At 65.9% G+C, this 26,643-nt stretch carries 20 protein-coding genes; 8 read left to right on the top strand and 12 right to left on the bottom strand.

Annotation, left to right across the window (positions count from 1 at the left end; all coding sequences use genetic code 11):
- Positions 1-33 precede the first annotated feature (33 nt).
- The 3 genes from secA to RM531_RS06250 are packed head-to-tail and all read left to right on the top strand — an operon-like array spanning position 34 to position 5,101.
- A complete protein-coding gene (secA, locus tag RM531_RS06260; RefSeq protein WP_311658105.1) occupies positions 34-2,901 on the top strand; it encodes a preprotein translocase subunit SecA in 2,868 nt (955 codons plus the stop codon).
- 21 nt (positions 2,902-2,922) lie between these two features.
- Complete coding sequence (argJ, locus tag RM531_RS06255) at positions 2,923-4,137, top strand: bifunctional glutamate N-acetyltransferase/amino-acid acetyltransferase ArgJ (protein ID WP_311658103.1); 1,215 nt, start codon at positions 2,923-2,925, stop codon at positions 4,135-4,137.
- A gap of 10 nt (positions 4,138-4,147) precedes the next feature.
- Positions 4,148-5,101, top strand: coding sequence for a Nudix family hydrolase (locus RM531_RS06250; protein WP_311658101.1), 954 nt, complete (start codon positions 4,148-4,150; stop codon positions 5,099-5,101).
- A gap of 16 nt (positions 5,102-5,117) precedes the next feature.
- Here the strand turns inward: RM531_RS06250 and RM531_RS06245 are convergent, their stop codons facing one another.
- The 9 genes from RM531_RS06245 to metK form a co-directional block, all read right to left on the bottom strand.
- Positions 5,118-5,321 carry a DNA gyrase inhibitor YacG gene (locus RM531_RS06245; RefSeq protein ID WP_311658099.1) on the bottom strand — a complete coding sequence of 68 codons (204 nt, stop codon included), beginning with the start codon at positions 5,319-5,321 and terminating at the stop codon, positions 5,118-5,120.
- 6 nt (positions 5,322-5,327) lie between these two features.
- Positions 5,328-6,101, bottom strand: coding sequence for a cell division protein ZapD (gene zapD / locus RM531_RS06240; protein WP_311658098.1), 774 nt, complete (start codon positions 6,099-6,101; stop codon positions 5,328-5,330).
- A 95-nt stretch (positions 6,102-6,196) separates the two neighbouring features.
- Complete coding sequence (gene coaE / locus RM531_RS06235) at positions 6,197-6,838, bottom strand: dephospho-CoA kinase (RefSeq protein ID WP_311658095.1); 642 nt, start codon at positions 6,836-6,838, stop codon at positions 6,197-6,199.
- 101 nt (positions 6,839-6,939) lie between these two features.
- Complete coding sequence (locus RM531_RS06230; protein ID WP_311658093.1) at positions 6,940-7,803, bottom strand: prepilin peptidase; 864 nt, start codon at positions 7,801-7,803, stop codon at positions 6,940-6,942.
- A 48-nt stretch (positions 7,804-7,851) separates the two neighbouring features.
- Entirely contained in the window at positions 7,852-9,078 is a 1,227-nt protein-coding gene (locus tag RM531_RS06225) for a type II secretion system F family protein (RefSeq protein WP_311658090.1), read from the bottom strand.
- 130 nt (positions 9,079-9,208) lie between these two features.
- Positions 9,209-10,942: a type IV-A pilus assembly ATPase PilB gene (gene pilB, locus RM531_RS06220; RefSeq protein ID WP_311658088.1), complete on the bottom strand. Its 1,734-nt coding sequence runs from the start codon at positions 10,940-10,942 to the stop codon at positions 9,209-9,211.
- Positions 10,943-11,036: 94 nt separating this feature from the next.
- The gene (gene metF / locus RM531_RS06215) at positions 11,037-11,924 is read right to left on the bottom strand and encodes a methylenetetrahydrofolate reductase [NAD(P)H] (RefSeq protein ID WP_311658085.1); all 888 of its coding nucleotides are present in this window, start codon (positions 11,922-11,924) and stop codon (positions 11,037-11,039) included.
- Between the two features lie 165 nt (positions 11,925-12,089).
- A complete protein-coding gene (gene ahcY / locus RM531_RS06210; protein ID WP_311658083.1) occupies positions 12,090-13,511 on the bottom strand; it encodes an adenosylhomocysteinase in 1,422 nt (473 codons plus the stop codon).
- 150 nt (positions 13,512-13,661) lie between these two features.
- Entirely contained in the window at positions 13,662-14,834 is a 1,173-nt protein-coding gene (metK, locus tag RM531_RS06205; RefSeq protein WP_311658082.1) for a methionine adenosyltransferase, read from the bottom strand.
- A 134-nt stretch (positions 14,835-14,968) separates the two neighbouring features.
- On the opposite strand from metK, the gene RM531_RS06200 reads away from it, so the two are divergent.
- Positions 14,969-15,532, top strand: a complete 564-nt coding sequence (locus tag RM531_RS06200) for a thioredoxin family protein (RefSeq protein ID WP_311658081.1) — start codon at positions 14,969-14,971, stop codon at positions 15,530-15,532.
- A gap of 7 nt (positions 15,533-15,539) precedes the next feature.
- Here RM531_RS06200 and RM531_RS06195 read toward each other — a convergent pair whose 3' ends face one another.
- Positions 15,540-16,184 carry a TetR/AcrR family transcriptional regulator gene (locus RM531_RS06195; protein ID WP_311658080.1) on the bottom strand — a complete coding sequence of 215 codons (645 nt, stop codon included), beginning with the start codon at positions 16,182-16,184 and terminating at the stop codon, positions 15,540-15,542.
- Between the two features lie 197 nt (positions 16,185-16,381).
- Here RM531_RS06195 and fadI point away from each other — a divergent pair, with 197 nt between their 5' ends.
- The 4 genes from fadI to RM531_RS06175 all read left to right on the top strand — a co-directional run bounded on the left by fadI (position 16,382) and on the right by RM531_RS06175 (position 24,005).
- The gene (gene fadI / locus RM531_RS06190) at positions 16,382-17,710 is read left to right on the top strand and encodes an acetyl-CoA C-acyltransferase FadI (RefSeq protein WP_311658079.1); all 1,329 of its coding nucleotides are present in this window, start codon (positions 16,382-16,384) and stop codon (positions 17,708-17,710) included.
- 257 nt (positions 17,711-17,967) lie between these two features.
- Positions 17,968-20,151 carry a fatty acid oxidation complex subunit alpha FadJ gene (fadJ, locus tag RM531_RS06185; protein ID WP_311658078.1) on the top strand — a complete coding sequence of 728 codons (2,184 nt, stop codon included), beginning with the start codon at positions 17,968-17,970 and terminating at the stop codon, positions 20,149-20,151.
- A 126-nt stretch (positions 20,152-20,277) separates the two neighbouring features.
- On the top strand, positions 20,278-22,524 hold the full coding sequence (locus RM531_RS06180; protein WP_311658077.1) for an acyl-CoA dehydrogenase: 2,247 nt from the start codon (positions 20,278-20,280) through the stop codon (positions 22,522-22,524).
- A 251-nt stretch (positions 22,525-22,775) separates the two neighbouring features.
- The gene (locus RM531_RS06175; RefSeq protein WP_311658076.1) at positions 22,776-24,005 is read left to right on the top strand and encodes a CaiB/BaiF CoA transferase family protein; all 1,230 of its coding nucleotides are present in this window, start codon (positions 22,776-22,778) and stop codon (positions 24,003-24,005) included.
- Between the two features lie 35 nt (positions 24,006-24,040).
- Here the strand turns inward: RM531_RS06175 and RM531_RS06170 are convergent, their stop codons facing one another.
- Both RM531_RS06170 and RM531_RS06165 read right to left on the bottom strand, forming a co-directional pair.
- On the bottom strand, positions 24,041-24,883 hold the full coding sequence (locus tag RM531_RS06170) for an SDR family NAD(P)-dependent oxidoreductase (RefSeq protein WP_311658074.1): 843 nt from the start codon (positions 24,881-24,883) through the stop codon (positions 24,041-24,043).
- 141 nt (positions 24,884-25,024) lie between these two features.
- Positions 25,025-26,566 (bottom strand): flavin-containing monooxygenase, encoded by a 1,542-nt coding sequence (locus RM531_RS06165; protein WP_311658073.1) that lies wholly within the window; start codon positions 26,564-26,566, stop codon positions 25,025-25,027.
- Between the last annotated feature and the right edge of the window lie 77 nt (positions 26,567-26,643).

Below are 26,643 nucleotides of genomic sequence, written 5' to 3'. Positions count from 1 at the left end.
GCGGCTTCACCACCATCGACGGTTTGAGCGTCCATGAGCAAACTCTTGTCCAAGGTCTTCGGCAGCCGCAATCAGCGTGTCGTCAAGCGGTTGCATCGGCAGATCGCTCAGGTAAACCCGCTGGAAGAGTCCATCAGCGCGCTGTCGGACGAGGCACTGGCGGCCAAGACCCCTGAATTCCGGGAACGTCTGGAAGCCGGTGCCAAGCTGGACGACCTATTGCCGGAAGCGTTCGCGGTGGTTCGCGAGGCCGGGCGACGGATACTGGGATTGCGCCATTTCGACGTCCAGCTGGTGGGCGGGATGGTGCTGCACCAGGGCAAGATCGCCGAGATGAAGACGGGCGAGGGCAAGACGCTCGTGGCCACCCTGGCCACTTACCTCAACGCGTTGCCTGGCCAGGGCGTGCACATCATTACCGTCAACGATTATCTGGCCCGTCGCGACGCGGACTGGATGGGCCGTATCTACCGTTTTCTCGGGTTGACCGTGGGGGTGATCTACAGCGGCCAGTCCAACGAGGAAAAGCGCGAGGCCTACGCTGCCGACATTACCTACGGCACCAACAACGAATTCGGCTTCGACTATCTGCGCGACAACATGGCGTTTGCCGCGGCCGACCGGGTACAGCGGCCGCTGAATTTCGCCATCATCGACGAAGTGGACTCCATTCTGATCGATGAGGCTCGCACGCCGCTGATCATTTCGGGCCCCACGGATGACGATCCCGAACTGTACCGGCGCATCAACAAGCTGATTCCGAAGCTCACCCGCCAGACCGCTAGTGAGGAGGAGATCAAGGCCGCGCAGGAAGGCGGCGAGGATCCCCCCGGCGACTACCGCACCGACGAGAAGTCCAAGCAGATTCAGCTGACCGAGGCCGGCCACGAGCGGGTCGAGGAAATGATGCGGGCGGAGGGCCTGCTGCCGGAGGGCGAAAGCCTCTACGACGCCAACAACGTCATCCTGATGCACCACCTCAACGCGGCGTTGCGGGCGCACAGCCTGTATCAGAAGGATGTCGAGTACATCCTCGCCAACGGGCAGGTGGTGATTGTCGACGAGTTCACCGGCCGCACGATGCCGGGCCGGCGCTGGTCGGATGGTCTGCACCAGGCGATCGAGGCCAAGGAAGGGGTCAAGATCCAGCGCGAGAACCAGACCCTGGCCTCGATCACCTTCCAGAACTTCTTCCGGCTGTACGACAAGCTGGCCGGCATGACCGGTACCGCCGATACCGAGGCCTACGAGTTCCAGTCCATCTACGGGCTGGAAGTGGTGGTCATCCCCACCAACAAGCCGATGGTCCGCGACGATCGGGCCGATCAGGTCTTCATGACCGTGGCCGAAAAATTCGAGGCGATTGCGGACGAGACCAACGAGGCCCGTGAACGCGGTCAACCGGTGCTGATCGGTACCGCGTCGATCGAATCGTCCGAGTATCTGTCCCGGCTGCTGCACGAACGCAAGGTGCCGCACGAAGTGCTCAACGCCAAGCAGCACGAGCGCGAGGCCGACATCATTGCCCAGGCCGGCCGTGCCGGGGCCGCTACCATCGCCACTAACATGGCCGGCCGCGGCACCGACATCGTGCTGGGGGGCAACCCGGAAGGCGAGCTGGCCGAGCTCGATGAGGATGACACCGCGGGTCGCGAACGCATCATGGCCGACTGGCGCCAGCGCCACGAGCAGGTCAAGGAGGCCGGCGGACTCTATGTGATCGGTTCGGAACGTCACGAATCGCGCCGCGTGGACAATCAGCTGCGCGGCCGCTCCGGCCGCCAGGGTGATCCCGGCGCCAGCCGTTTCTACCTGTCACTTGAAGACAGTCTCATGCGCATCTTCACCCCGCCGCGGCTGCGCTCGATGCTGCAGGGCCTGGGCCTGGAGAAGGGCGAGGCAATCGAACATCGCTGGGTGACGCGGGCGATCGAGAACGCCCAGCGCAAGGTCGAATCGCACCACTTCGACATCCGCAAGCAGCTGCTCGAGTACGACAACGTGGCCAATGATCAGCGCCAGGTGGTCTACGAGCAGCGTAACGAGCTGATGGAGGCGGATGACGTCTCCGATGTGGTCGAGAATATCTGGAACGACGTGGTCGACGACGTCGTCAGCCAGCATGTGCCGCCGCAGAGTCTCGAGGAACAGTGGGACATACCCGGGCTCGCCGAAGCGCTGCAGCGTGAGTTCGGCCAGGAACTGCCCGTTCAGCAGTGGCTGGACGAGGAAACGAACCTGGACGAGGAGGGCCTGCGCGACCGCATCCGCGCGCGACTCTGGGAGGTCTATCAGCAGAAGCGGGCCGACGCCGGTGAATCGGTGATGACCCAGATCGAGAAGGCGGTGATGCTGCAGGTGCTGGATTCGCTGTGGCGAGAGCACCTCGCGGCGATGGACTATCTGCGCAAGGGCATCCACCTGCGGGGTTACGCGCAGAAGGACCCAAAGAACGAATACAAGCGCGAAGCCTTCACCATGTTCAATGACATGCTCAACCGCCTCAAGCATGAAGTGGTGTCGGTGCTCGCTCGCGGTCAGGTTCGTGCCGATATCGGCGATGAGGCCCGCGCTGCCAGCCAGAAACGCGATCGGCAGCTCAGCCTGCAGCACGACGAGGCCGCCAGCGCGGCCGAGCAGGCGTCCGCCCAGGCGGCGGCTGCCGCCGCGGAAGCTCCCGGCGGTGCCGGGGCACCCGCCCCCGGCCGGACCCCCGCCGGCGCGGGTGGCCTGCCGGGTCTGCCGCAGAATCCGCAACGGCGCCAGCAGTCGCCATCGCCGGAACCCGAGCCGGCGCCCCGCGCGGAAACCTTTGTTCGTGATGACCGCAAGGTCGGCCGCAACGAACCCTGCCCCTGTGGCTCCGGCAAGAAGTACAAGCATTGCCACGGCCGCACCTGAGTCGGATTCGCTGAACACATCATGGCGGTGAATCTGGTTGCGCCCGAGGCGCTGACGGCAATCCCCGGCGTTCGGCTGGGTACGGCCGAGGCCGCGGTCAAGAAACCCGGTCGGCCGGACGTTGCCCTGCTGGCGTTTGACCCGGGCACCACGCTGGCCGCCGTCTACACGCGCAACGCCTTCGCGGCCGCCCCGGTCCAGCTGGCTCGGACCCGCAGCGCCGGTGGCACGGCCCGCGCGCTTTTGATCAACAGCGGCAACGCCAATGCCGGGACCGGGGCAGCCGGGCTGGCCGATGCCACCGAGCTTTGCGGCTACGTGGCTCGCGCCCTTGATGTCGAGGAAGCCGGGGTGCTGCCGTTCTCCACCGGCGTGATCGGAGAGCGGCTGCCCGTCGACCGGTTGACCAAGGCCATCCCCGAGGCCGTCGACGCCCTGCACGAGGATGGCTGGCTGGCCGCGGCGCGCGCGATCATGACCACGGATACGCTGCCCAAGGGTGTGAGCCGCCAGATCCGGCTGGCCAGCGGTACTACTGTTAACATTACCGGGATTGCGAAGGGCTCCGGCATGATCCGGCCCGACATGGCCACCATGCTGGCGTTCGTGGGAACGGATGCGACGGTGCGACCGGAGGACCTCCGGGGCCTGCTGGACGACGCCGCAGCAGGCTCGTTCAATCGCATCAGCGTGGACGGAGATACCTCGACCAACGACGCCTGCGTGCTGTTCGCCACCGGCCGCGGCGAGGCACTGGCGCCGGGCGATCCGGACTGGCCGGGATTTGCCGCGGCCGTGACCGAGGTCTGCCGGACTCTGGCCCAGGCCATCGTGCGCGACGGCGAAGGGGCGACCAGGTTCGTCACGGTCGCCGTCAGCGGCGCCCGCGACGACGAGGAGGCCCGCCGTACCGCCTTCACGGTGGCCGAGTCGCCGCTGGTCAAGACCGCCTGCTTCGCCGGCGACCCCAACTGGGGCCGCATACTCGCGGCAGTCGGTCGAGCGGGCCTGAGCGATTTCGACATCGGCCGCGTGTCGGTCCGCCTCGATCAGGTGGTGATCGTGCGCGACGGTCAGCCCGCCGCGGACTATCGCGAGGCCGATGCCGCGGCGGTGATGGCGGCGCCGGAGTTCGTGATCGGTATCGAGCTGGGGCGGGGCAGTGCCGGCACGGATGTCTGGACCTGCGACCTCAGCTACGACTACGTTCGTATCAACGCCGAATATCGTAGCTGAGCGGCCGCTGATGCACGCGGACGTTCTGCACATCGCCGTGGGTTGTCTGGTTGATCCCGACGGCCGCGTGCTGATCGCCCGCCGCCCGGCCGACAAACCCGGGGGCGGCAAGTGGGAGTTCCCCGGGGGCAAGCGCGAGCCTGGTGAAAGCATCGAGCAGACGCTGGCGCGCGAACTCGACGAGGAGCTGGGCGTGTCGCTGCAGGACACGCGCCCGTTGTTGCGCTTCCACCATGCCTATCGCGACCGCCCCGTGCTGCTGGATATTCACTGCGTGACGGCCTGGACCGGCGAGCCGCACGGCCGCGAGGGCCAGCCCGTGGCGTGGTGTGAACCCGAGCGCCTGACGGACTACGATCTGCTGTCGGCGAACAAGCCGATCGTGGACGCGCTCTGCCTGCCGGCGGCTTATGCCATCAGCCCCGAGCCGGGGCCGGACCACGCGGCGTTTCTGGCTCAGTTGTCCGCGTTGATCGCGTCGGACGTGCGATTGCTGCGCCTGCGGGCCAACGAACTTGCGGATCCGGCCTACGAGGCCCTGGCTACGGAGGTTGCGCGTGTGACCGGACCGGCCGGCGTCGACCTGATCGTGGACCGGGACGCGGCGCTATGTCGGCGCGTCGGCGCGGCCGGGCTCCACTGGCCTGCCAGCCGGCTGACTGCCGCCGACAGCCGGCTGGTGCCGTCGGATTTGTGGCTGATTGTGTCCTGTCATGATCGGGCCGAACTGTTGCAGGCCCATCGCGGCGGGGCCGATGCCGCCGTGCTTTCACCAGTACGTTCCACCCCCACTCACCCCGACGCCAGGCCGCTGGATTGGCCGGGATTCGCCGAGGCGCGCGCGGACGTGCCGCTGCCAGTGTACGCGCTGGGCGGGGTGGGCCCGGCCGATCTGGACACCGCCTGGCACCATGGGGCCCAGGGCGTGTCGGGGATCCGCGCCTTCTGGCCGGTGCCGGTCTGAACGACGGCCGTGGCCGTCAGTGCGGCGGCGGGTCGTCGTCGCCGATGGACGGGTCGGACAGATCATCGTCCTGTTCGTCTGCCGGAATGCGGTGCTCCTCGGCGAACCATTCCCCCAGATCGATGAGCTTGCAGCGCTGACAGCAGAACGGCCGCCAGCGGTTGTCCGGCGACAGATCGGTCGGCTGACCGCAGTTGGGACAGGGCAGCTCCGATACCATGACGATCTAGAGGCGGCAGCAGGCCATGTCGAAGGCGATATCCCGCCCGGTCTGGCTTACCCGCAGGTCGCCGCCCGTCTGTTCCATGAAGCGGATGGTGGAGCGGTGCCGGCCGGCGCTGATTTCCGGGTAGACCTGTTCGCGCCGGGGTACCAGCACCCGTAGGAGCTGGGTGCCACCCTCCGTGTTGTGGACCAGGACGCCTCCCGCCGCGGTCAGGGGCTGGGGATCGGCGCTGTCACGGATCAGCCGCAGGATCAGCTCGATGGCGGTGCAGAAGGGCTCCAGCGGCCGCCACCACTGGCGCAGGTTTTCCTCCTGGGCATCGGCGTCGCGGCTGAGCCAGTGCTGGAAGCCCGGCAGATCGAAGCCGCAGGTGCCGCCGGGGATGGCGCTGCGGTTATTGATGCTGTTGAGCATTTCGTTGTCGCGGATCAGATAGGCGGCGAACTGCGGCGGAATACGCTGCATCTCGTGCCCGAGGCTGTCGATGTCGCGCAGGATGTCGTCCAGACGCGCATGATCGATGCCGGAATGATTACGCAGCCGATTCAGCTTGGTGTACTGATCGGCCAGCTCCTTGCCCACCTCGGTGCGCAGATCGTGCCGCGACAGGATGGCCAGGATGTCCAGCAGCGTGGACAGGGTGGCACGGCGGCCCCAGGGGTAGGGGTCCTGCCAGTAGTGGCGGGTCTGCTCGAACAGGTGTTCCAGCCGCAGGAAGGTGCGCACACGTTCGTTCAGCGGCTGCTCGAAGCAGGTAAGCCCGTTATCGGTCAAGGAGTCCTTCCGCGGCAAGTCCAGAGCCCCGATTGTACAACCGCCTCGCCGCAGTGCGGCAAACCGGCACGCGAATCGCGGCTGCGGAACCCGGGTCAGCCGGGCAGGTGCATTGGCGGCAGGTTGTCGATGTCCCCCCGGGCCAGCCGCGAGTAGCCGGCGTGCAGCGCGGCGGCGAGATCGGCGATGTCCTTGCGGGGGCCGGTATTCACCAGCACGTCGTCGGCCGCGGCCAGCCGCAGGGTGCGGGTGTCCTGTGCGGCGATCATCTTGCGGGCCAGTTCCTCGTCGATGCCGTCGCGGTCGATCAGGCGTGCCATCTGCACCGATTCGGGGGCATCCACCACCAGAATCCGGTCGACCAGAGCGCTCATGCCGCTTTTGACCAGCAGTGGTACCGCGAGCAGGCTGTACTCGCTGCGAACCGCGTCGCGACGGGTCGCCAGGGCTTCACGGATGCGCGGATGGGTGATCTTTTCCAGCGCCACGCGTGCATCCGGATCGTCGAAAACGATGCCCCGCATCTGGCGCCGATCGAGCCGGCCGTCGCCGTCGATGATGGCATCGCCGAAGCGCGCGCGGATTTCCTCCAGCGCCGGCTGGCCGGGTTCGACGATGTCCCGGGCCACCTGATCCGCGTCGACCACCTCGATCCCCAGCCGTTCGAACGCGCTGGAAACCACGGACTTGCCGCTGGCAATGCCGCCGGTCAACCCTACTGCCAATTGCCGTGTCATCAGCGGCCTGCCTTGTTGCCGTGCTTCATCCGGTTATCCCCCGATAGTCCCGTTGCTGTGCATTCGTGTGGCCCACGAATGGCGTTGGCGCCCCCGAGTGATCAACCCAGCCCCGCCAGCTGGAAGTAAGCGGCGGTGATTGTATCGCCTGCCACCAGGGCCAACCACCCGGCAATCGCCAGAAATGGCCCGAAGGGCATCGGATTGCCCCGCTGCAGACGTCCACCGGCCATCATCGCCAGTCCGACCACCGCACCCGCCACCGAGGCCAGAATGACCACCAGCGGCAACGCTTGCCAGCCCAGCCACGCGCCGATGGCGGCCAGCAACTTGAAGTCGCCGTAGCCCATGCCCTCCTTGCCGGTGGTCAGGCGGAATCCCTGGAACACCAGCCACAGGGCGCCGTATCCGGCCGCGGCACCCACGATGGCGTCGGCCGGTTGCGCGAATGCGCCGCCCAGGCTGGCCAGCAGGCCGAGCCACAGAAGGGGTAGGGTGAGCAGATCAGGCAGGAACTGGGTACGCCAGTCGATGCCCGTCAGCGCCAGCAGCATCCAGGTGTAGATCAACGCCAGCAATGCCGGGAGCGTGACGCCGAACTGCCAGGCCACGGTGGCGGCTAGCAACCCGGCGGCCAGTTCAACCAGCGGGTATTGCACCGAGATGGGCGCCCGGCAGCTGGCGCAGCGTCCCCGCAACAGCAGATAGCTGAGTACCGGCACGTTCTGCCAGGCACGAATACGCTGCCCACAGGCCGGGCAGGCCGAGGCGGGACCGGCGATCCCCGGGGGTTGTTCGGTCGGGCCGGGCTGCTCGAGGATCATCGCCGCGTCGGTGCGCCATGCGTGGTCGAGCATCACCGGCAGACGCAGGATCACCACGTTCAGGAAGCTGCCGACCAGGAGTCCCAGCACGAAGAGCACGGCGATATACAGCCCGGGCTGGGCCGCTAGCAGGTCGAGCATGTCGGCATCATGTTGAAAACGATAAGGGAGTCGGCGTGGCGCCGGCGATCAGATCACCGAACCCAGCTTGAAGATCGGCAGATACATGGCCACCACCAGCCCGCCCACCAGCACGCCGATCACCGCCATGATCAGCGGCTCCAGCAGGCTGGACAGGGAATCCACCTGGTTGTCGACCTCGGCCTCGTAGAAATCGGCGACCTTGGCGCACATGGCGTCGAGTGAACCCGATTCCTCGCCGATGGCCACCATCTGGATCGCCATGCTCGGGAACAGGCCGGTGTTGGACATGGCCAGCTGCAGCTGCTGACCGGCCGATACCTGCTCCCGCATCTGGAAGATGGCTTCCTCGAACACGATGTTGCCGGAGGCCTTGGCCACCGATTCCATCGCCTCCACCAGCGGGACACCGGCGGCGAACATGGTCGACAGCGTGCGGGCGAAGCGGGCCACGGCCGCCTTGTAGAGGATGTCGCCCACCACGGGTACGCGCAGGATCAGCCGGTCCAGCAGGCGGCGGAAGCGGCGGGATCGCTTGCGGGCGCGTGCGAACACGAACGCCGCGGCGCCAATGGCGCCGAGAATGGCCCACCACCAGGCCTGCACGAACTTGGACAGGGCAATCACCAGCAGGGTGAAGGCCGGCAGGTCGGCCCCGAAGCCCTGGAACAGCGACTGGAACTGGGGCACCACGAAATACAGCAGGATGCCCATGACGATGATCGCCACCGCGATCACCGCGGAGGGGTAGAACATCGCCTTGCGGACCTTGGCCTTGATCGCCTCGGTCTTTTCCTTGTACGTGGCGATCTTGTCGAGCAGGGTTTCCAGCGCGCCGGATTTCTCGCCCGCCTCGACCAGGTTCACGAATAGATCGTCGAAATGGTCCGGATGCTTGCTGATGGCTTCGGCCAGCGTGGAACCGCCCTCGATATCGTTGCGGATGGTGGCCACCAGTTCGGCCAGCGAGGGGTTGTCGGCCCCCTTGGAGATAATATCCAGCGCCTGCACCAGCGGCACGCCGGCGCTCATCATGGTGGCCAGCTGACGCGAGAAAATGGCGATGTCGGCCGCCTTGATCTTCTTCTTGCGCTTGGTGTTGAGGCCGAACAGGTTGGACTGCTTGCGGATGCGCACCGGGTTGATGCCCTGCTTGCGCAGCATGGCGCGCATCAGCGCCTCGCTCGGGGCTTCGGTCTTGCCCTTGATGCGGGTGCCCTTGGCATCCGTGCCTTCCCACAGGAAGGTGTGCTTCTCGCTGAGTGTCTGCGCCATGTCGGTCGCGCTCGGTCCCCACTGAAACTGTCTGGCCGGTACCCCGCCGTTATCGGCCGGTTGGCGCCGCGTTGTAATGCAACGACACCGGTGTACCGATACTAACCCAGCCGCCGCCGGGCATCCCTGCTTACTCCACCGTCACCCGGTTGACCTCGGCCAGGCTCAAGATGCCCGCGCGGACCTTGATCAGGCCCGACTGGCGCAGATTGAGCACGCCCTCGGCGGCCGCCTGGGCCTCGATGTCGGTGGAGTTGCCCCCCTCCATGATGATCTGGCCGATGGCGTCGGTCACCGGCATCACCTGGTAAATCCCGACCCGCCCCTTGAAGCCGGCCGTGCAGCTGTCACAGCCCTCGGGATTGGCCTCGAATATCTTGAGCTGCTTGAGCTCTTCCTCGATGAAGCCTTCCTTGAGCAGCTCCTCGGCGGGAATCTCGACCCGCCGCTTGCAGTGGACGCAGAGCCGTCGCGCCAGGCGCTGGGCGATGATCAGGCTGACCGAGGCGGCGATGTTGTACGCCGGTACGCCCATGTTGAGCAGGCGGGTCAGGGTCTGCGGGGCGTCGTTGGTATGCAGCGTGGACAGCACCATGTGGCCGGTCTGCGCCGCCTTGATGGCGATTTCCGCGGTCTCCAGGTCGCGGATCTCGCCCACCATGATCACGTCCGGATCCTGGCGCAGGAAGGCGCGCAGGGCCGAGGCGAAGGTCAGCCCCACCCGGGGGTGGACATTTACCTGGTTGATGCCGGGCAGGTTGATTTCCGCCGGATCCTCCGCGGTCGAGATGTTGCGGTCCTCGGTATTAAGGATATTCAGCGCGGTGTACAGCGACACTGTCTTGCCGCTGCCGGTGGGGCCGGTGACAAGGACCATGCCGTAAGGCCGGTGGATGGTGTCCAGGTAGATCTGCTTCTGATCCGGCTCGTAGCCGAGCGCCTCGATACCCATCTGCGCGCTAGTGGGGTCCAGAATGCGCAGCACGATCTTTTCGCCGTGCAGGGTGGGGCAGGTGGATACGCGAAAGTCGATCGACCGACTCTTCGACAGGTTCAGCTTGATGCGTCCGTCCTGGGGAATCCGGCGCTCGGCCAGATCCAGACGCGCCAGGACTTTCAACCGCGCGGACAGGCGCATACCCAGGCCGGCCGGGGGCGACACGAGTTCGCGCAGGATGCCGTCCTGGCGTAGCCGCACGCGGTATTTCTTCTCGTAGGGTTCGAAGTGGATGTCCGAGGCGCCGCGATGGATGGCGTCGAGCATTACCTTGTTGATGAAGCGCACCACCGGCGCTTCGTCGGCATCCATCTGGGTGACGTCGACATCACTGTCGTCATCACCGCCGGTGACTTCCAGGCCATCCAGGTCGGCGTCGTCCAGCCCCGCCATGTTGGAGGAGTCCACCGCCGACAGGGCATCGTCGATGCTCTTGGCCAGCCGGTCCTCTTCCACCAGGATGCATTCCACCGCCATCCCGGTGTTGAACTTGATCTCGTCCAGCGCCTGCAGATTGGTGGGGTCGGACAGCGCCAGATATAGCCGATTACCGCGCTTGTACAGCGGCAGCGCCCGGTGCTTGCGGATGAGCTTCTCGGCGACATCGGAGACCGGCGCCAGTGACAGGTTCATTGCCCGCAGGTCCACCCAGGGCACGCCGAACTCGCGCGAGGCGGCTTCCGCCACCGCCCGTGCCGAGACCAGCTTCTGCGCCACCACATGCGCTACGAAGGGCTCGCGCTGGCGCTGGGCAGAGTCTTGGGCTTCCAGCGCCCTGGCCTCGGAGAGCAGCTCGTCGGCGACCAACCGCCGGGCGAGACCGGTCAGCGGGCCTAGACGTGTATTCGAGCTGTGGGTTTGTGCCATGGACCAGGCCGATACCGTTGTGGTTCCGATGCTATCTGGAATCCATGGGCGCGCAAAGTAAGGATGGCGGTGCTGGCCGCCGGCAGGCGGATTGTCAGCTCGCCATGGCGTCGGCGTGATCCGCTGCCGGCAGTCCCAGGTTCCGCCAGATGGTGCGGGTCGGTTCGCTGCGATTGAGCGCGTAGAAGTGGATGCCGGGGGCGCCGCCCTCGATCAGGCGCTCGCACATCCGGGTGACCGCGTCGGCGGCGAACGCCTGCACCGACGCCTCGTCGCCGGCCTGCTCGTAGGTTTCCAGTCGGCGCTCCATCCAGCGCGGGATGTCGGCCCCGCACATGGCCGAAAAGCGCTTGATCTGCGACCAGTTGGGAATCGGCATCACGCCGGGAACGATCGGGATGTCCACACCTTTGGCTTCGGCGCGGTCGACGAAGTCGAAATAGGCGTCGGCGTTGAAGAAGTACTGGGTCATGGCCGAATCGGCGCCGGCCTCGACCTTGCGCACGAAGTTGTCCAGGTCGGCCGCGGGGTCGGGCGTTTCCGGGTGTACTTCGGGGTAGGCGCCGACTTCCAGATGGAAGCGGTCGCCGAATTCCTCGCGGATGAAGCCCACAAGCTCGTTGGCATAGGAGAATTCACCGGGCGAATCCATGCCCTCGGGGATATCACCGCGCAGGGCGACGATCCGGTCCACACCGTTGTCCGCGTAGGTCTGCAGCAGTTCGCGGATGGACTCGCGGGTGCCCTCGATGCAGGACAGATGCGGCGCGGCGGATATGCCGGTGGCATCCATGGTGGCCTTGACGGTCTTCAACGTGCCGGAGCGGGTGGTGCCGCCGGCGCCGAAGGTCACCGAGAAGAACGCCGGGCCGAGCGCGGCGAGTTCCGCCCGCGCGGTATCCAGGCGCTGTTCGCCCTTGGGCCCCTTGGGGGGGAAGAATTCGAAGCTGTAGTGCCTGGGCAGGTCCTGTTGCTTTCGCATATATCCGATATCGACCGCGTGAAACTGGAAAACGGGTAACGCCAAAGCGCAGCAGTCGCACCACTACGCTTTGGCGTTGCCCGCGCCCCGGCAGTTGCCGGGGGCGAACAACCCGGATCGACGGGCGGCAGCCGGGTTCGGCTGCGGCACGTCGGTCCGCGCCGCTTAGTAGCGGTAGTGGTCCGGCTTGTACGGACCGTCCTGGGGCACGCCGATGTACTCGGCCTGCTCCGGGGTCAGCTCGGTGAGCCGGGCGCCGATGCGCTCCAGATGGAGGCGGGCGACCTTCTCGTCGAGATGCTTGGGCAGCACGTACACCTTGTTCTCGTACTTGTCACGGTTCTTCCACAACTCGATCTGCGCCAGCACCTGGTTGGTGAAGGAGCTGGACATCACGAAGCTGGGATGACCGGTGGCGCAGCCCAGATTCACCAGGCGGCCCTCGGCCAGCAGGATGATCTTCTTGCCGTCGGCGAAGGTGATGTGATCCACCTGCGGCTTGATCTCTTCCCACTTGTAATCACGCAGGCCGGCCACGTCGATCTCGTTGTCGAAGTGACCGATGTTGCAGACGATGGCCTCGTTGCGCATCCGCTTCATGTGATCGTGGGTGATCACCTGGTAGTTGCCGGTGGCAGTGACGAAGATGTCGGCAGCCTCGATCACGCCCGGGTCATTCAGGTTGACCACGCGGTAGCCTTCCATCGCCGCCTGCAGGGCGTTGATCGGGTCGATCTCGCTGACCCAGATGGTGGCGCCCAGCCCCTTGAGGGACTGCACGCTGCCCTTGCCGACGTCGCCGTAGCCGGCCACGATCGCGACCTTGCCGGCGATCATCACGTCGGTTGCACGCTTGATGCCGTCCACCAGGGATTCGCGGCAGCCGTAGAGGTTGTCGAACTTGGACTTGGTAACCGAGTCGTTGACGTTGATGGCGGGGAAGGTCAGCTGGCCCTGCTTTTCCATCTGGTACAGGCGCAGCACACCCGTGGTGGTTTCCTCGGACACGCCGCCCAGGGCTTCCGAGCGCTTCTTGTAGTAGCCCGGCTCGCTTTCCAGCCGCTTGCGGATGGAGGCGAACAGCGCCTTTTCCTCACCCGAGGTCGGGTTGTCCAGCAGCGAGGGATCGTCCTCGGCGGCGGCGCCCAGGGTCACCAGCGTGGTGGCGTCGCCGCCGTCGTCGAGGATGCGGTTGGGCACGCTGCCGTCGGACCATTCCATGATCTTGTGGCAGTACTCCCAGTACTCGTCCTGGGTCTCGCCCTTGTAGGCGAAGATCGGCACACCCCGGTCGACCATGGCGGCCGCGGCGTGATCCTGGGTGGAAAACACATTGCAGGAGGCCCAGCGGATTTCGGCACCCAGCTCCACCAGGGTTTCGATCAGCACGGCGGTCTGGATGGTCATGTGCAGCGAGCCGGCGATCTTGGCGCCTTGCAGCGGCTTGGCGGTGCCGAATTCCTCGCGCAGGGCCATCAGGCCCGGCATTTCGGTTTCGGCGATCTCGATTTCCTTGCGGCCCCAGGCGGCAAGGTTGATGTCGGCAATCGCGTAATCCTGTCCTAACTGTTCGGCAGGTGCGCTCATAGGTGTCTCCGTGATTCGGGTTCGGTGAAGTCGGTGATGACGCTCACTGGTTAATAATTCTTGGCACGCGACCGGCAGGGCGTCGCGGTTGGCGTGACCGGCGGGCCACAGGCCCGGCCGATCACGCCGTTCCGGTCACGCGACCCGCCCTCAGGCAGCCTGCAGGCCGGCGTCGTCGGCCAGTGCCTGGGCCTTGTCGGTGCGCTCCCACGGCAGGTCCAGATCCTCGCGGCCGAAATGGCCGTAGGCCGCGGTGGGCTGATACATCGCCTGGCGCAGGTCCAGCATGGTGAGAATGCCGTACGGACGCAGATCGAAGTGCTGACGAATGAGCTTGGTCATCTTCTCGTCGTCGATCTTGCCGGTGCCGAAGGTTTCGACCCAGATCGAGGTGGGCTCGGCCACGCCGATGGCGTAGGACAGGGCCACCTCGCACTTGGTTGCCAGACCCGCGGCAACCACGTTCTTGGCCACGTAGCGCGCGGCGTAGGCGGCCGAGCGGTCGACCTTGGACGGGTCCTTGCCCGAGAAGGCGCCACCGCCGTGGCGGGCCATGCCGCCGTAGGTATCGACGATGATCTTGCGCCCGGTCAGGCCGGCGTCACCCAGCGGGCCGCCAACCTCGAACAGGCCGGTCGGGTTGATGTGCACGGTCGGGTTGTCGGTCAGCATGTTGCCGATCACCGGCTTGATGATCTCCTCGTGCACCGCCTCCTTGAGGTCGGCCTGGGAAATGGCCGGGTCGTGCTGCGTCGACAGTACCACCGCGTTGATGTGACTCGGCTTGCCGTCCTTGTACTCGAAGGTGACCTGGGACTTGGCGTCCGGTCGCAGCCAGTCGAGCTTGCCGCTCTTCATCAGCTCCGCCTGCTTGCGGACCAGGCGGTGGGCATAGGTGATCGGGGCCGGCATGAGCACGTCGGTCTCGTCGCAGGCGTAGCCGAACATCAGGCCCTGGTCGCCGGCGCCCTGCTCTTCCGGGGCCTGGCGCTCAACGCCCTGATTGATGTTGGAAGACTGCTGGCCGAGCATGTCCACCACCGCGCAGGTGTCGGCGTCGAAGCCCATGTCGGAACTGGTGTAGCCGATCTCGCGAACGGTGTCGCGAACAATCTTCTCCACCGGCACGTGCGTGCCTTCGGCGGCCTTGATCTCGCCGAATACCATGACCATGCCGGTCTTGGTGGCGGTCTCGCAGGCGACCTTGGCGTTCGGGTCCTGCGCGAGGTAGGCGTCAAGCATCGCATCGGACACCTGATCGCAGAGTTTGTCGGGGTGGCCGGCAGATACCGACTCCGAGGTAAATAGTGTGCTTCGGCTCATAGCTTAAATGATCCTCCCATCCGGATAAGCGGATGAGTATAACGAATCCAATGAGTCGTTGCAGTGACAGCGCTGCTTGCCCCGTGCATCATCCCGATACCCATTTGCGTGTCTCGATCAGAGGAGAGCCGACCATGGCGCGTACCGATTCCATGATGATGCCGCTGGGCACCCCGGCGCCCGATTTCACCCTGCCGGACACCGTGTCGGGCCGATCGCTGAGCTTGGCGGACGTGGCCGGCGAGAAGGCCACGCTGGTGATGTTCATCTGCAATCACTGCCCGTACGTCATCCACGTGAATGACGAGCTGATACGCCTGGCGCACGATTATCAGCCGCAGGGGGTGGGATTCGTCGCCATCTCGTCCAACGATGTCGACAATTATCCGGATGATGCGCCCGACAGGATGACCGAGGTAGCCAGGCAGCTCGGCTACCCGTTTCCCTATCTCTATGACGAGACCCAGGAAGTGGCGAAGGCCTACGACGCCGTCTGCACGCCCGACTTCTTCCTGTTCGACGGCGACCTCAAGTGCGCCTACCGCGGTCAGCTGGACAAATCACGGCCGAAGAACGGCGAGCCCGTGACCGGTGCCGACATGCGTGCTGCCCTGGATGCCGTCATCGCCGGCGAGATCATCCCGGACGACGTCCAGGTGCCCAGCCAGGGCTGCAATATCAAGTGGAAGGCGGCGTGACCATCGGTTAATCCCGCTGCGGCCGGGCGATTGCCCGCCACAGCATCTCGAACAGGGTATTGGCCTGGTCGGTGAGGGACTCCGGCCGCCCCCGGGCCAGGTTCATCGGGATCAGCCGGAACAGCACGCCGTAGAAGTAGTCGAGCAGGAGCGCCTCGCTGACCTCGTCGGTCAGCAGCCCCTGCCGGCGGCCGTCCGCGAGCACTTCCATGAGCTGGCGCGTCAGCACCCGCTGACGAAAGGTGGCGTCGTTGCGCCAGCTTGCCGGGGTGATCGAGTTGGCCATCATCGCCACCACCGCCGGATGGTGCTCGAAGAAATCCAGTACCACCCAGAAAACCTTCCGCAGCCGGTCCTTGTAGGTTTCGATGCCCTGCAGGTGATCGAGCATGCGCCGCGCCAGTCGGCCCAGCCAGTCGTCCAGACACGCGTCCAGCAGCCCCTGCTTGTTGCCGTAATAGCGGTAGATCGTCTGCAGCGAACAGCGGGCTTCGGCCGCCACGGCGTCCAGCCGTACCTGGTGAAACTCCCGCGAGGCAAACACCCGCAGCGCAGCGGCCTCGATACGGTCGCGTGTGGCCGCATCGAGGCTGTGCCGGTCGCGGATCAGCGCGGTGGGGGAGCGCGCGGTATGAATAGGGGGCGATGTCATGTGTAAACAAGTTTACGGAATTTTTCCCATGCCGGACAGATGGAAAAGTTCGTTCAGGCGTGTTGCATTGCACATCGAGTCCTAGTAAGGTCAGAAAAGACATCGTTCCCGATTTCTTTTTCGTAAATTCCATTACACCTTCGTCGTTGGGCAGTCCGACGGATGAAGGAGGCCTCACCGTCCCGGAGCGTCATTCCATGGCTCAATCCAAGTCTTCCGCCACCTCGACCCTGACCGGCGTCGGCGGCCGCGTGGCCATTGTCGATGCCCTGCGTACGCCGTTCGCCCGCATCGCCACCCACTTCCGTGAGCACAACGTGGTGGATCTGGGGGCCATGGCGGTCGCCGAACTGGCCGCGCGCAACAACCTGTCAGCGACGGATATCGACCAGATCATCTTCGGTCAGACCATCATGGCCAGCGGCACCCAGTTCATCGGGCGCGAGGTGGCGCTGGCCTGCGGTATGCCCGATGTCGATGCCTATTCAGTGACACGGGCCTGTGCCACCAGCTTCCAGACCACGGCCAATGCGACCGAGTCGATCCTGCTGGGCCGGGCCGACGTCGTCGTGGCCGGCGGCGCCGATTCCACGTCGGACGCGCCGATTCCGGTCTCCAAGAAGCTGGCCGCGGCACTCCGGGACGCCAATTTCGCCAAGACCATGAGCCAGCGCGTGAAGATTCTGTCCCGCCTGCGGCCGAAGGATCTGCTGCCCACCGCCCCGGCGATTACGGAGTTCTCCACCGGCCTGCTCATGGGTGAGTCCGCCGAACAGATGGCCAAGTCCTGGAACGTCTCCCGCGCCGAGCAGGATGACATCGCCCACGCCTCGCACAGCAATGCGGCAAGGGCCTGGGCGGAAGGCCGGATGGACGACTTTGTGATCAGCGCATTCCTTGACGACGGCAAAGGCGGCACCAGGCCATTGCGTGAGGACAACCTCGTTCGCGGCAATTCCCAGCGCGAGGGCTACGACAAGTTGAGGCCGGTGTTCGACAAGAAGCTGGGCACCGTTACCGCCGCCAATGCCAGTCCGCTGACCGATGGCGGCGCGGCGATGGTACTGATGAGCGAGGAACGGGCGAAGGCGCTCGGCCACCAGCCGCTGGCCTACATCCGCGGCTATTCATTCGCGGCCAAGACGCCGGAAACCGATCTGCTGATGGGCCCGGTGCTGGCCACCCCGGCCGCGCTGGAACAGGCTGGCGTCACGCTCAAGGACCTGGACCTGGTGGACATGCACGAGGCCTTTGCTGCCCAGATCGCCTGCAACCTGCGCGGGCTGGCGTCCAGGGACTACATCCGGAAATGGACCGGCCGCGACAAGGCGGTGGGCGAGGTGGACACCAGCAAGCTCAACGTCAACGGCGGTTCCATCGCCTACGGCCATCCGTTCGGCGCCACCGGCGCCCGCGTGATCGGCCAGACCGCCCACGAACTCAAGCGCCGCGGCGGCGGCCTGGCCCTGACCACTGCCTGCGCAGCCGGCGGCATCGGCGCGGCGATGGTGATCGAGTCGGCCTGACGGCCGGACCAGTCAAGAAAGAAGACAGAAAGGCAGGAACCGCAGATTTCGCAGATTTGAAGGAAAAGAGGTTGGGTTAAGTTTGCTTGATCATTCGTGTACGCGACCTCTTGCGGCTCACGGTTAGGGGCAACGCCATTGCTCAGTCAACGCCGCCAGGCAGCCAAGTAAAAATCTGCGTCCATCTGCGAAATCTGCGGTTTCAAACTCTTTTTCTTTGACGCTCGGAGTAGAGCGAGCGTCCCAGGGTTATCGATATGGCAAGCAAACAATCGACGTTCGACATCGAGCAGCGCGACGACGGCGTGGCCGTGGTGCGCATGGACGTGCCCGGCGAGGCGCACAACGTGCTCAAGGCGGAATTCGCCGACGAGTTCGAGGCGCTGTTCCAGCGCCTGCGCACGGACTCGGCGATCAAGGCGGTGGTGTTCGCCTCGAACAAGCCCGGCTCGTTCCTGGCCGGGGCCGACATCAAGCTGTTCGAGAACGTCAAGACCCCGGACGAGGTGGTGGCGCTGGCCGAGCAGTGCCAGGGCGCCTTTCACCAGATTGCCGACCTGAAGGTGCCGGTGGTAGCTGCGATCGACGGCGCCTGCCTCGGTGGCGGTCTGGAACTGGCGCTGGCCTGTGACGCCCGCATCGCCGCGGATACGCCGAAAACCGTGCTCGGTCTGCCGGAGGTCATGCTCGGTCTGCTGCCCGCCGGTGGCGGCACCCAGCGCCTGCCGGCGCTGATCGGCATTGCCGCGGCGCTGGATCTGTTGCTCACCGGCAAGCAGTTGCGTCCCGGCCGGGCGAAAAAGGTCGGCATCCTGGATCAGGTGGTGGCGCCCGAAGCGCTGATCGACGCCGCCGCCGCTCGCGCGCTGGTGCTGGCCGCCGGCAAGACGCCCAAGGCCGGTTTGCTGACGGGCGGTGTGGCCGGGCTGCAGGCCCGAGCTACCAAGCTCGCACTGGAGGACAACCGTCTCGGCCGCCGCGTGCTGTTCTCACAGGCGCGCAAGAAGTTGCAGAGCCAGACCAGGGGTAACTACCCGGCGCCCGAGCGTATCGTCGACGCGGTCGAGGCCGGGGCGGAGAAGGGGCCCGAGGCCGGCTTCGCCGCCGAGGCCCGCTTCTTCGGCGAACTGGTGTTCACCGACGAGTCGCGCGCCCTGCGCCACATCTACCGCGCCACCGAGGACCTCAAGAAGGAAACCTTCGCCCCGGCAGGCACCAAGGCCCGGACCATCGACAATGTCGGCGTGCTCGGCGCCGGCCTGATGGGGGCGGGCATCGCCACGGTCACCATCGACAAGGCCGGCCTGCCGGTGCGGCTGAAGGACAAGGACGACACCGGGCTCGCCGCCGGCATCGGCCACCTGCGTGCTCACTACGACAAGAAGGTCAAGCGCAAGCAGCTGTCCCGCTTCGAGGCCGACGTGGCCCTGAACCGTGTGACCGGCACCACCAACTACCGTGGTTTCGCCGGCTGCGATCTGGTGGTGGAGGCGGTTTTCGAGGACCTCGATCTCAAGCATCGAATGCTGGCGGATGTCGAGGCAAACGGGCGCGAAGACACCATCTTCGCCTCCAATACCTCGTCGATTCCCATCGGCGATATCGCGGCCCGAGCGAAGCGGCCGGAAAACGTCATCGGTCTGCACTACTTCTCCCCGGTGGAGAAGATGCCGCTGCTGGAAATCATCGCCACCAACCAGACCGCCCCCGAGGTCATCGCCGCCAGTGCGGCGTTCGGCAAGGCGCAGGGCAAGACTGTGATCGTGGTGGGCGATGGGCCCGGTTTCTACACCACCCGCATCCTGGCGCCGTTCCTGAACGAGGCCACGCGCATCCTCGCCGAGGGCGTGAGCGTGAAGGCCGTCGATGCCGCACTCACCAACTACGGTTTCCCGGTCGGGCCCATGACCCTGCTCGACGAAGTCGGCATCGACATCGGCACCAAGGTCGGCCCGATCCTGGAGAAGGCCTTCGGCGAGCGCATGGCCGTGCCGGGCGAGTCGGCCAAGATGATCGAGGCCGGCTGGCTGGGCCGCAAGGCCGGCAAGGGCTTCTACGACTACGAAGCCAAGAAGAAGAACGGCAAGCGCCCGGTCAACGCCGATCTCTACGACCTGATGGGCGTATCCGGCGACGCCGGGATGGATGCCACCGAGATTGCCGAGCGCTGCACCTTCATGTTCCTGAACGAAGCCGCCCATTGCCTGGGCGAGGGCATCCTGTCCGAGCCGATGCACGGCGATATCGGCGCCATCTTCGGCTTGGGATTCCCCCCGTTCACCGGCGGGCCGTTCCGGTTCGCGGACCGGCTGGGCATCAAGCAAGTGGTGGCCAGGCTGGACGCCTTTACCGATCAGCACGGCGCCCGCTTCGAGCCCGCGCCCATCCTGCGCGACATGGCCAGGGCTCGGGCCAGGCGCAAGCAGCGGTTTTATAACTGAAGAGAAGGAAGTAACCGCAGATTGCGCAGATTTTCACGGATTAAGAGCAAGAAAATTTCAATCTGAAAAACCGTCTGCGGCAATCTGCGAAATCTGCGGTTTCCGTTTTTTGCAACGAGGATCAACATGTTCGCCAAGCTCATGCACTGGATGCAGACCAATCAGGTTCTGCCGGCCATCTCCGACACCGAGCGCCAGGCGCTCGAAGCCGGCGACGTCTGGATCGACGGCGAATTCTTCGGCGGCAAGCCGGACTTCGATCGCATGCTGGCCGCCAGCTACCACCGCCTGTCCGATGAGGAACAGGCGTTCATGGACGGCCCCGTGGCGGAGCTGCTCAACCGGGCGGATGCCTACGCCATCGCCCAGACCCGCGAACTGCCGAAGCCGATCCTGGATTTCATGGCCGAGCAGGGTTTCTTCAGCCTGCTGATTCCGAAGGAATTCGGCGGCAAGGATTTCTCGACGCTGGCGCGTTCGGCGGTGATGGCCAAGGTGACGCCGGTGTCCGGCATCCTGTCGGCCTACGTGGTCATTCCCAACACGCTCGGGGCGGCCGAGTTGCTGATCGACTACGGCACCGACGAGCAGAAGGCCCACTACCTGCCGCGCCTGGCGAAAGGCGAATACCTGCCGTGCTTCGGCCTGACCGAGCCCACCGCCGGCTCCGACGCGGCCTCGATCAAGGCCGAAGCCGTGGCCTTCAAGGGCGATGACGGCCAGGTGAAGCTGCGCCTGAACTTCCGCAAGCGTTACATCACGCTCGGGCCAGTGGCGAATCTGATTTCGCTGGCCTGCCGCATCCATGACCCGGGCAACCTACTGGGCAAGGGCGAGGACGCCGGCATCAGCGTGGTGCTGCTGCACACCGGCATGCCCGGTCTGAAGACCGGCGATCGTCATGAGCCCATCGGCGAGGCCTTCCCCAACGGCCCGCTGGAAGGCACCGACGTGGAAGTGCCGGCCAGCCAGATCATCGGCGGTGTCGAGCGTGCGGGTGACGGCTGGCGCATGCTTATGGAGCAGCTCGCCGGCGGGCGCATGGTGTCGCTGCCGGCCACCGCGGTCGGCGGCATCCGCGGCGCGGCCGCGGCGGCCGGCGCCTATTCCATGGTGCGCCAGCAGTTCGGCCTGCAGATCGGCCGCATGGAAGGCGTGGCTGCGCCCATCGGCAAGCTGGCATCGCTGGCCTACATGACTGAGGGGGCCCGGGTGTTCGGCTGCTCGGCCATCGACGACGGCATTCATCCCCCGGTGGTCTCCGGCGTGATGAAGGCCTACACCACCGAGCTGGCCCGCGAGGCTGCCACCGATGCGATGGACGTGCTTTCCGGGGCCGGTGTGATGCAAGGGCCGAACAACGTGATCGGCCGCGGCTACTGTTCCGCCCCGGTGGCCATTACCGTGGAAGGCGCCAACATCATGACTCGCACCCTGATGGTGTTCGGGCAGGGTGCCACTCGCTGCCATCCGTATGCCCTGAACGTGGTCAAGGCGGTGGAAAGCAGCGACGCCACGTCGTTCCGCAAGAATCTGTTGGGCTGGATGAGGCATTTCTTCGCCGGCATCGGGCGCACCTGGTGGCATGGTCTGACTCGAGGCTGGACGGTGCGCGCTAACGGCGCGGCGAGGCCGACCCGTCGCTATTACCGCAAGCTCGGCTGGGCGGCCGCCCGGTTTGGCCTGTTCACGGATCTGGCCATGTTCTTCGTCGGTGGCAAGCTGAAGGTGAAGGGAAACCTGACCGGACGCTATGCCGACGTGCTGGCCTGGATGCTGCTGGGCTTTTCCGCCCTGCGCCGGTTCGAGGCCGAAGGCCGTCGCGCCGAAGACCTGCCGCTGGTGCATTACTCGCTGCAACTGGCGCTGGCGAAAATGCAGGCCGGCTTCGAGGGCATTTACGCCAACTTCCCCGGCCCGCTGGGTGCGGTCCTGCGCGTGGTGGGTCTGCCCCTGTTGCGCCTGAACAGCCTGGGTCGTCTGCCGTCGGATGATCTGGGCAACAAGGCCGCGGTCATCGCCCAGAAGTGGGACGCCCAGACCGAGCGCCTGCTGGCCGATATTCATCTGCCGGACACCGATGCGCCCGGGCACGGCCGCCTGATGCGCGCCTTCCGTCTGGTGTGCGATGCCGAGCCGCTGATCACCAAGCTCAAGGCGGCCCAGAAGGCCGGCACGCTGCCGGCCGGCGAGCCCGACTCGCTGGTCGCGGAGGCCCGGACCGCGGGCGTGCTCAGCAACGAGGAAGCCGCGCGCGTCACCGCCGCCCGCGAGGCCCGCCTGGCGGCGATCGAGGTCGACGTGTTTTCCGCGGAGGAATTCTTCGCCAACGCCGCGAGTGCGGCTGAGACTTCGCGCCAGGCGGCTGCATAGGAAGAAAGACAGGAACCGCAGATTACGCAGATTACGCAGATGTTCTGGGTCGGGCTGCGGCGCCATGCCCCTGCGTGGCGCTGTGGCCTGACGGGAAGTTGCTGCTGGCTGCACGGAAGACACTTCAGTTGCCGAGTTTCGCAACGGCGTCTGACGCCGCCCTAACCCAATAAACTCTGATGTCTTCTAATCTGCGCACATCTGCGTAATCTGCGGTTAAACCTCTTACCGAAAAGCCACCAAAGTTTCTTATGTCGAATCCGCTACTCGAAGGTGTCCGCATCCTCGATCTGACCCGTCTGCTGCCGGGGCCGTTCTGCACCCAGTATCTGGCCCAACTCGGCGCCGAGGTGATCAAGATCGAGGATCCGGCCGGCGGCGACTACGCCCGCGATCTGATGCCGGAGTTGTTCGCGGTGGTCAATCGCGGCAAGCACTCGGTGACGCTGGATTTGCGCGAGGCCGAGGATGTCGAGGCCTTCAAGGCACTCGTGGAAACGGCCGACGTGGTGGTGGAGTCTTTTCGGCCGGGCGTGATGGACCGTCTCGGCTGTGGTTACGACACACTCAAGGCCATCAACCCGACATTGGTTTACGCCGCGATTACCGGCTATGGCCAGGTCGGGCCCTACCGGGATGCGGCCGGGCATGATCTGAACTATCTCGCCTACGCCGGCGTTCTGGATCAGACCGGCGCGGCCGGCGGCGCCCCGACGATGTCCAATGTGCAGATTGCCGATCTCGCCGGCGGGGCGTTGACCGCCGCTACCGGCATTCTCGCCGCGCTGCTCGGTGCCAAGATTAGCGGCGAGGGGACGTTCGTGGATTCGAGCATGCTGGATGGCTCGCTGGCGCTGCAGTCAATTGCCCTGGCCGGGTTGCGTTCCCACGGCCATACCCAGAAGCGCGGGGCAGACATGCTCACCGGCGCGCTGCCCAATTACCAGGTCTACAAGTGCCGCGACGGCCGCTACCTGGCGGTGGGCGCGCTGGAACCCAAGTTCTTCGCCCGACTGCTGACCGCGCTGGGCGAGCAGGTACCACTGCCGAAGACGCTCCGGAATCTGGTCGGCGGCAAATCACCCGGCCGGCGTGCGGGCAAGCCGGCCGCGGGGGAAGCCACAGACGGCGGGGGTGCCAGAAAGTCCGGCCTGCGCGACCGCTTCAACGATGTTCTGGAAGACCCGGCCCGGGCCCGGCGCTGGCTGATGCCGGTGCGCTGGAGCCTGGCGGGCGTGTTCCGGCTGCGTTCGCGTGACGCCTGGATGCAGGCCCTGGCCGATGCCGATGCCTGTATCGCCCCGGTGCTGACCCTGGAAGAGGCACTGGCTGATCCGCAGGTCCTGGCGCGCGGCATGCTCGAGCGGGCCGATGGCGGACCGGCCTTCGGCTGCCCGCTTCACTTCGCGGGCGCGCGTCGCGACCCGCTGGCCCCGGCGCCGGGGCTGGGCGATGACAACGACTGGCTACTGGAACGCTGAACCAGCCGATCCGACGTCGCCCGAGGCGGCCGACGTCAGCGCATCGCCCACTTCGTGCCCATGCCGACCAGCCACTGGTAATGACTGGGCAGCAGGCGGGCCATGGCATCGATCGCATGAGCATCCGGGCCGATGAGCACGCGCCGCGAATCGCGCCGGACGCCCTTCAGGATGGTTCGGGCGGCTGATTCCGGCGTGGTGATGAACAGCTTCTCGAACGCGGCCTTGCCGTCCGCCTCGTTCTTGCCCCCGAGCACGCCGTCCATGTTGTCCGCGAAGCGGGCCGCCTGGGCGATATTGGTCTTGATCCCGCCGGGATGCACGCTGGTGGCCGAGATGCCGCCGCCGTCCATGTCCAGTTCCTGCCGCAGGGCCTCGGTGAAGCCGCGGACCGCGAACTTGGTAGCGTTGTAGGCGCCCTGGCTGGGTACGCCGATGATGCCGAACACGCTGGAAATGTTGACGATGTGGCCTTCGCCGGCCGCGCGCAGATGGGGCAGGAATGCCTTGGTGCCGTGGACCACGCCCCAGAAGTTGATGTTCATGATCCATTCCAGATCGTCGTAATCGGCACCCTCGATGGTGCTGCCCAGCGCCACCCCGGCGTTGTTGAATACCAGATGCACGGCGCCATGCTCGGCCGCCACCTTGCCGGCCCAGGTGTGCACGGCCTGGCGCTTGGCAACATCCACCACCTGCGTGGTGACCTTGACGGCGCTGCTTTCGTCGACCAGTTGCGCGGTTTCGGTCAGGCTGGCGCGGTTGACGTCCGACAGCGCCAGGTGGCAGCCGCGGGCGCCCAGCTCCATCGCCAGTGCGCGGCCGATGCCCGAGCCGGCGCCGGTAATGGCGGCAACCTTGTTCTTGAAGTCCTTCATCCTGCTCTCCCGGTTGATTCAGTCCCCTCTCCCCCGCCGACGGGGGAGAGGGTCAGGGAGAGGGGGTGCCGCCGGAGGCGGCTGATTCGCTCGTACCCTCTCCCCAACCCCTCTCCCGCAGGCGGGAGAGGGGCTTCTTTCTCAGGCCGCGTTGGCCGGTTCAATCTCCGCACTGACGACCGCGGGCGCTAGATCCTCGGCCCGCAACAGTTCGAAATGCCGGGCCGGGAATCGCCGGGTGCGGCGCCGGAAGTCCCAGGTAAAGCCGGGCCAGAGGGTCACGTTCTTGCCGTTGGCGTCCAGGTACCAGCTCTTGCAGCCGCCGGTGTTCCAGACGGCCTCTTTCGTATGCTCGTGGACCCAGTGATTATAGGCGTCCTGCGAGGCCCGTTTGACTTCGACTGCGGCCAGGCCCTCGTAGTCGATGGCCTTGAGCGTGTCCATGACCAGCGCGATCTGGGATTCGATCATGTACACCATCGAATTATGCCCCAGCCCGGTATTCGGCCCCGTCAGCAGGAACAGATTGGGAAAGCCCGACACCGTGGTACCCAGGAACGCTTCGGTGCCGGTTTCGGCGAAGGTTTCGCGCAGGTCGGCGCCATTGCGGCCGGTGATCTTCATCGGGCCGATCGGATCGGTGGCGGCGAAGCCGGTGCCGTAGATAATGGCGTCCACTTCGCGTTCGTTGCCATCGGCGGTCACGATGCTGTGCTCGCGCACCTCTGCGATGCCGTCGGTCACCAGATTGACGTTGTCGCGCGTCAGCGCGGGGTAGTAGTCGTCGGAGATCAGCACCCGCTTGCAGCCCAGGGTGTAATCGGGCGTCAGGCGCTTGCGCAGGTCGCGGTCCGGCACCTGTTTGCGCAGATGGCGTCTGGCCTGGCGTTCCATCAACTTCATCAGCCGCGGCTGGACCACGAAGGCCAGTGCCCGCGACTCCAGCTGCCAGTAGAGTGCGTTGCGCACCGCCAATTGCGCCGACGGCAGGCGCTTGAACAGGGCCTGCTCCAGCCGCGTGACTGCGCGATCCGGCTTGGGCACCACCCAGGGCGGGGTACGCTGGAACAGGTGCAGCTCGCCGACGTCGGCCGCGATCTGCGGTACGAACTGGATCGCGGAGGCGCCGGTGCCGATGACTGCCACCCGCTTGCCGGCAAGATCGTAATCGTGATCCCACTGCTGGGAGTGGAAGGTCCTGCCCCGGAAGTTCTCGATCCCCGGGATCGTCGGATAGCTGGGCCGGGACAGGCCGCCGATGCCGGATACCAGCGACTTTGCCCGCCAGTAGCCACGGCTGGTGCGCACATGCCAAAAGCCGCCGGCCTCGTCCCACTCGGCCGACTCCACCCGGTTGTTGTAGCGGATGTGGCCGGTGACCTCGTACTTCTCCGCGCAATGCCGCAGGTAGGCCCAGATCTCGGCCTGGGGCGCGAATTGGCGCGACCAGTCGGGGTTGGGCTCGAACGAGAACGAGTAGAGATGCGACGGAACGTCGCAGCCGCAGCCGGGGTAGTGGTTGTCGCGCCAGGTGCCGCCCAGATCATCGGCGGCTTCCAGCACCACGAAATCATCACGCCCCGACTGCTTGAGGTTGATGGCCATGCCCAGCCCGGAGAATCCGGTGCCGATCACGGCCACATCCACATCGGTGGGGCGGGTGGTCAGGGGGGTCGAGGCCATGGGAATGGTCTCCTGTCTGGTCCGGGCAGGCCCGGAACCGGCGGCCCGGCATCTACCGGACCGCCGATGGGGATCGG

The organism is Spectribacter acetivorans, assembly GCF_031846305.1.
Classification (GTDB): Bacteria; Pseudomonadota; Gammaproteobacteria; order Nevskiales; family Salinisphaeraceae; genus Spectribacter; species Spectribacter acetivorans.
This window is presented reverse-complemented; position numbering and strand designations above follow the sequence as displayed.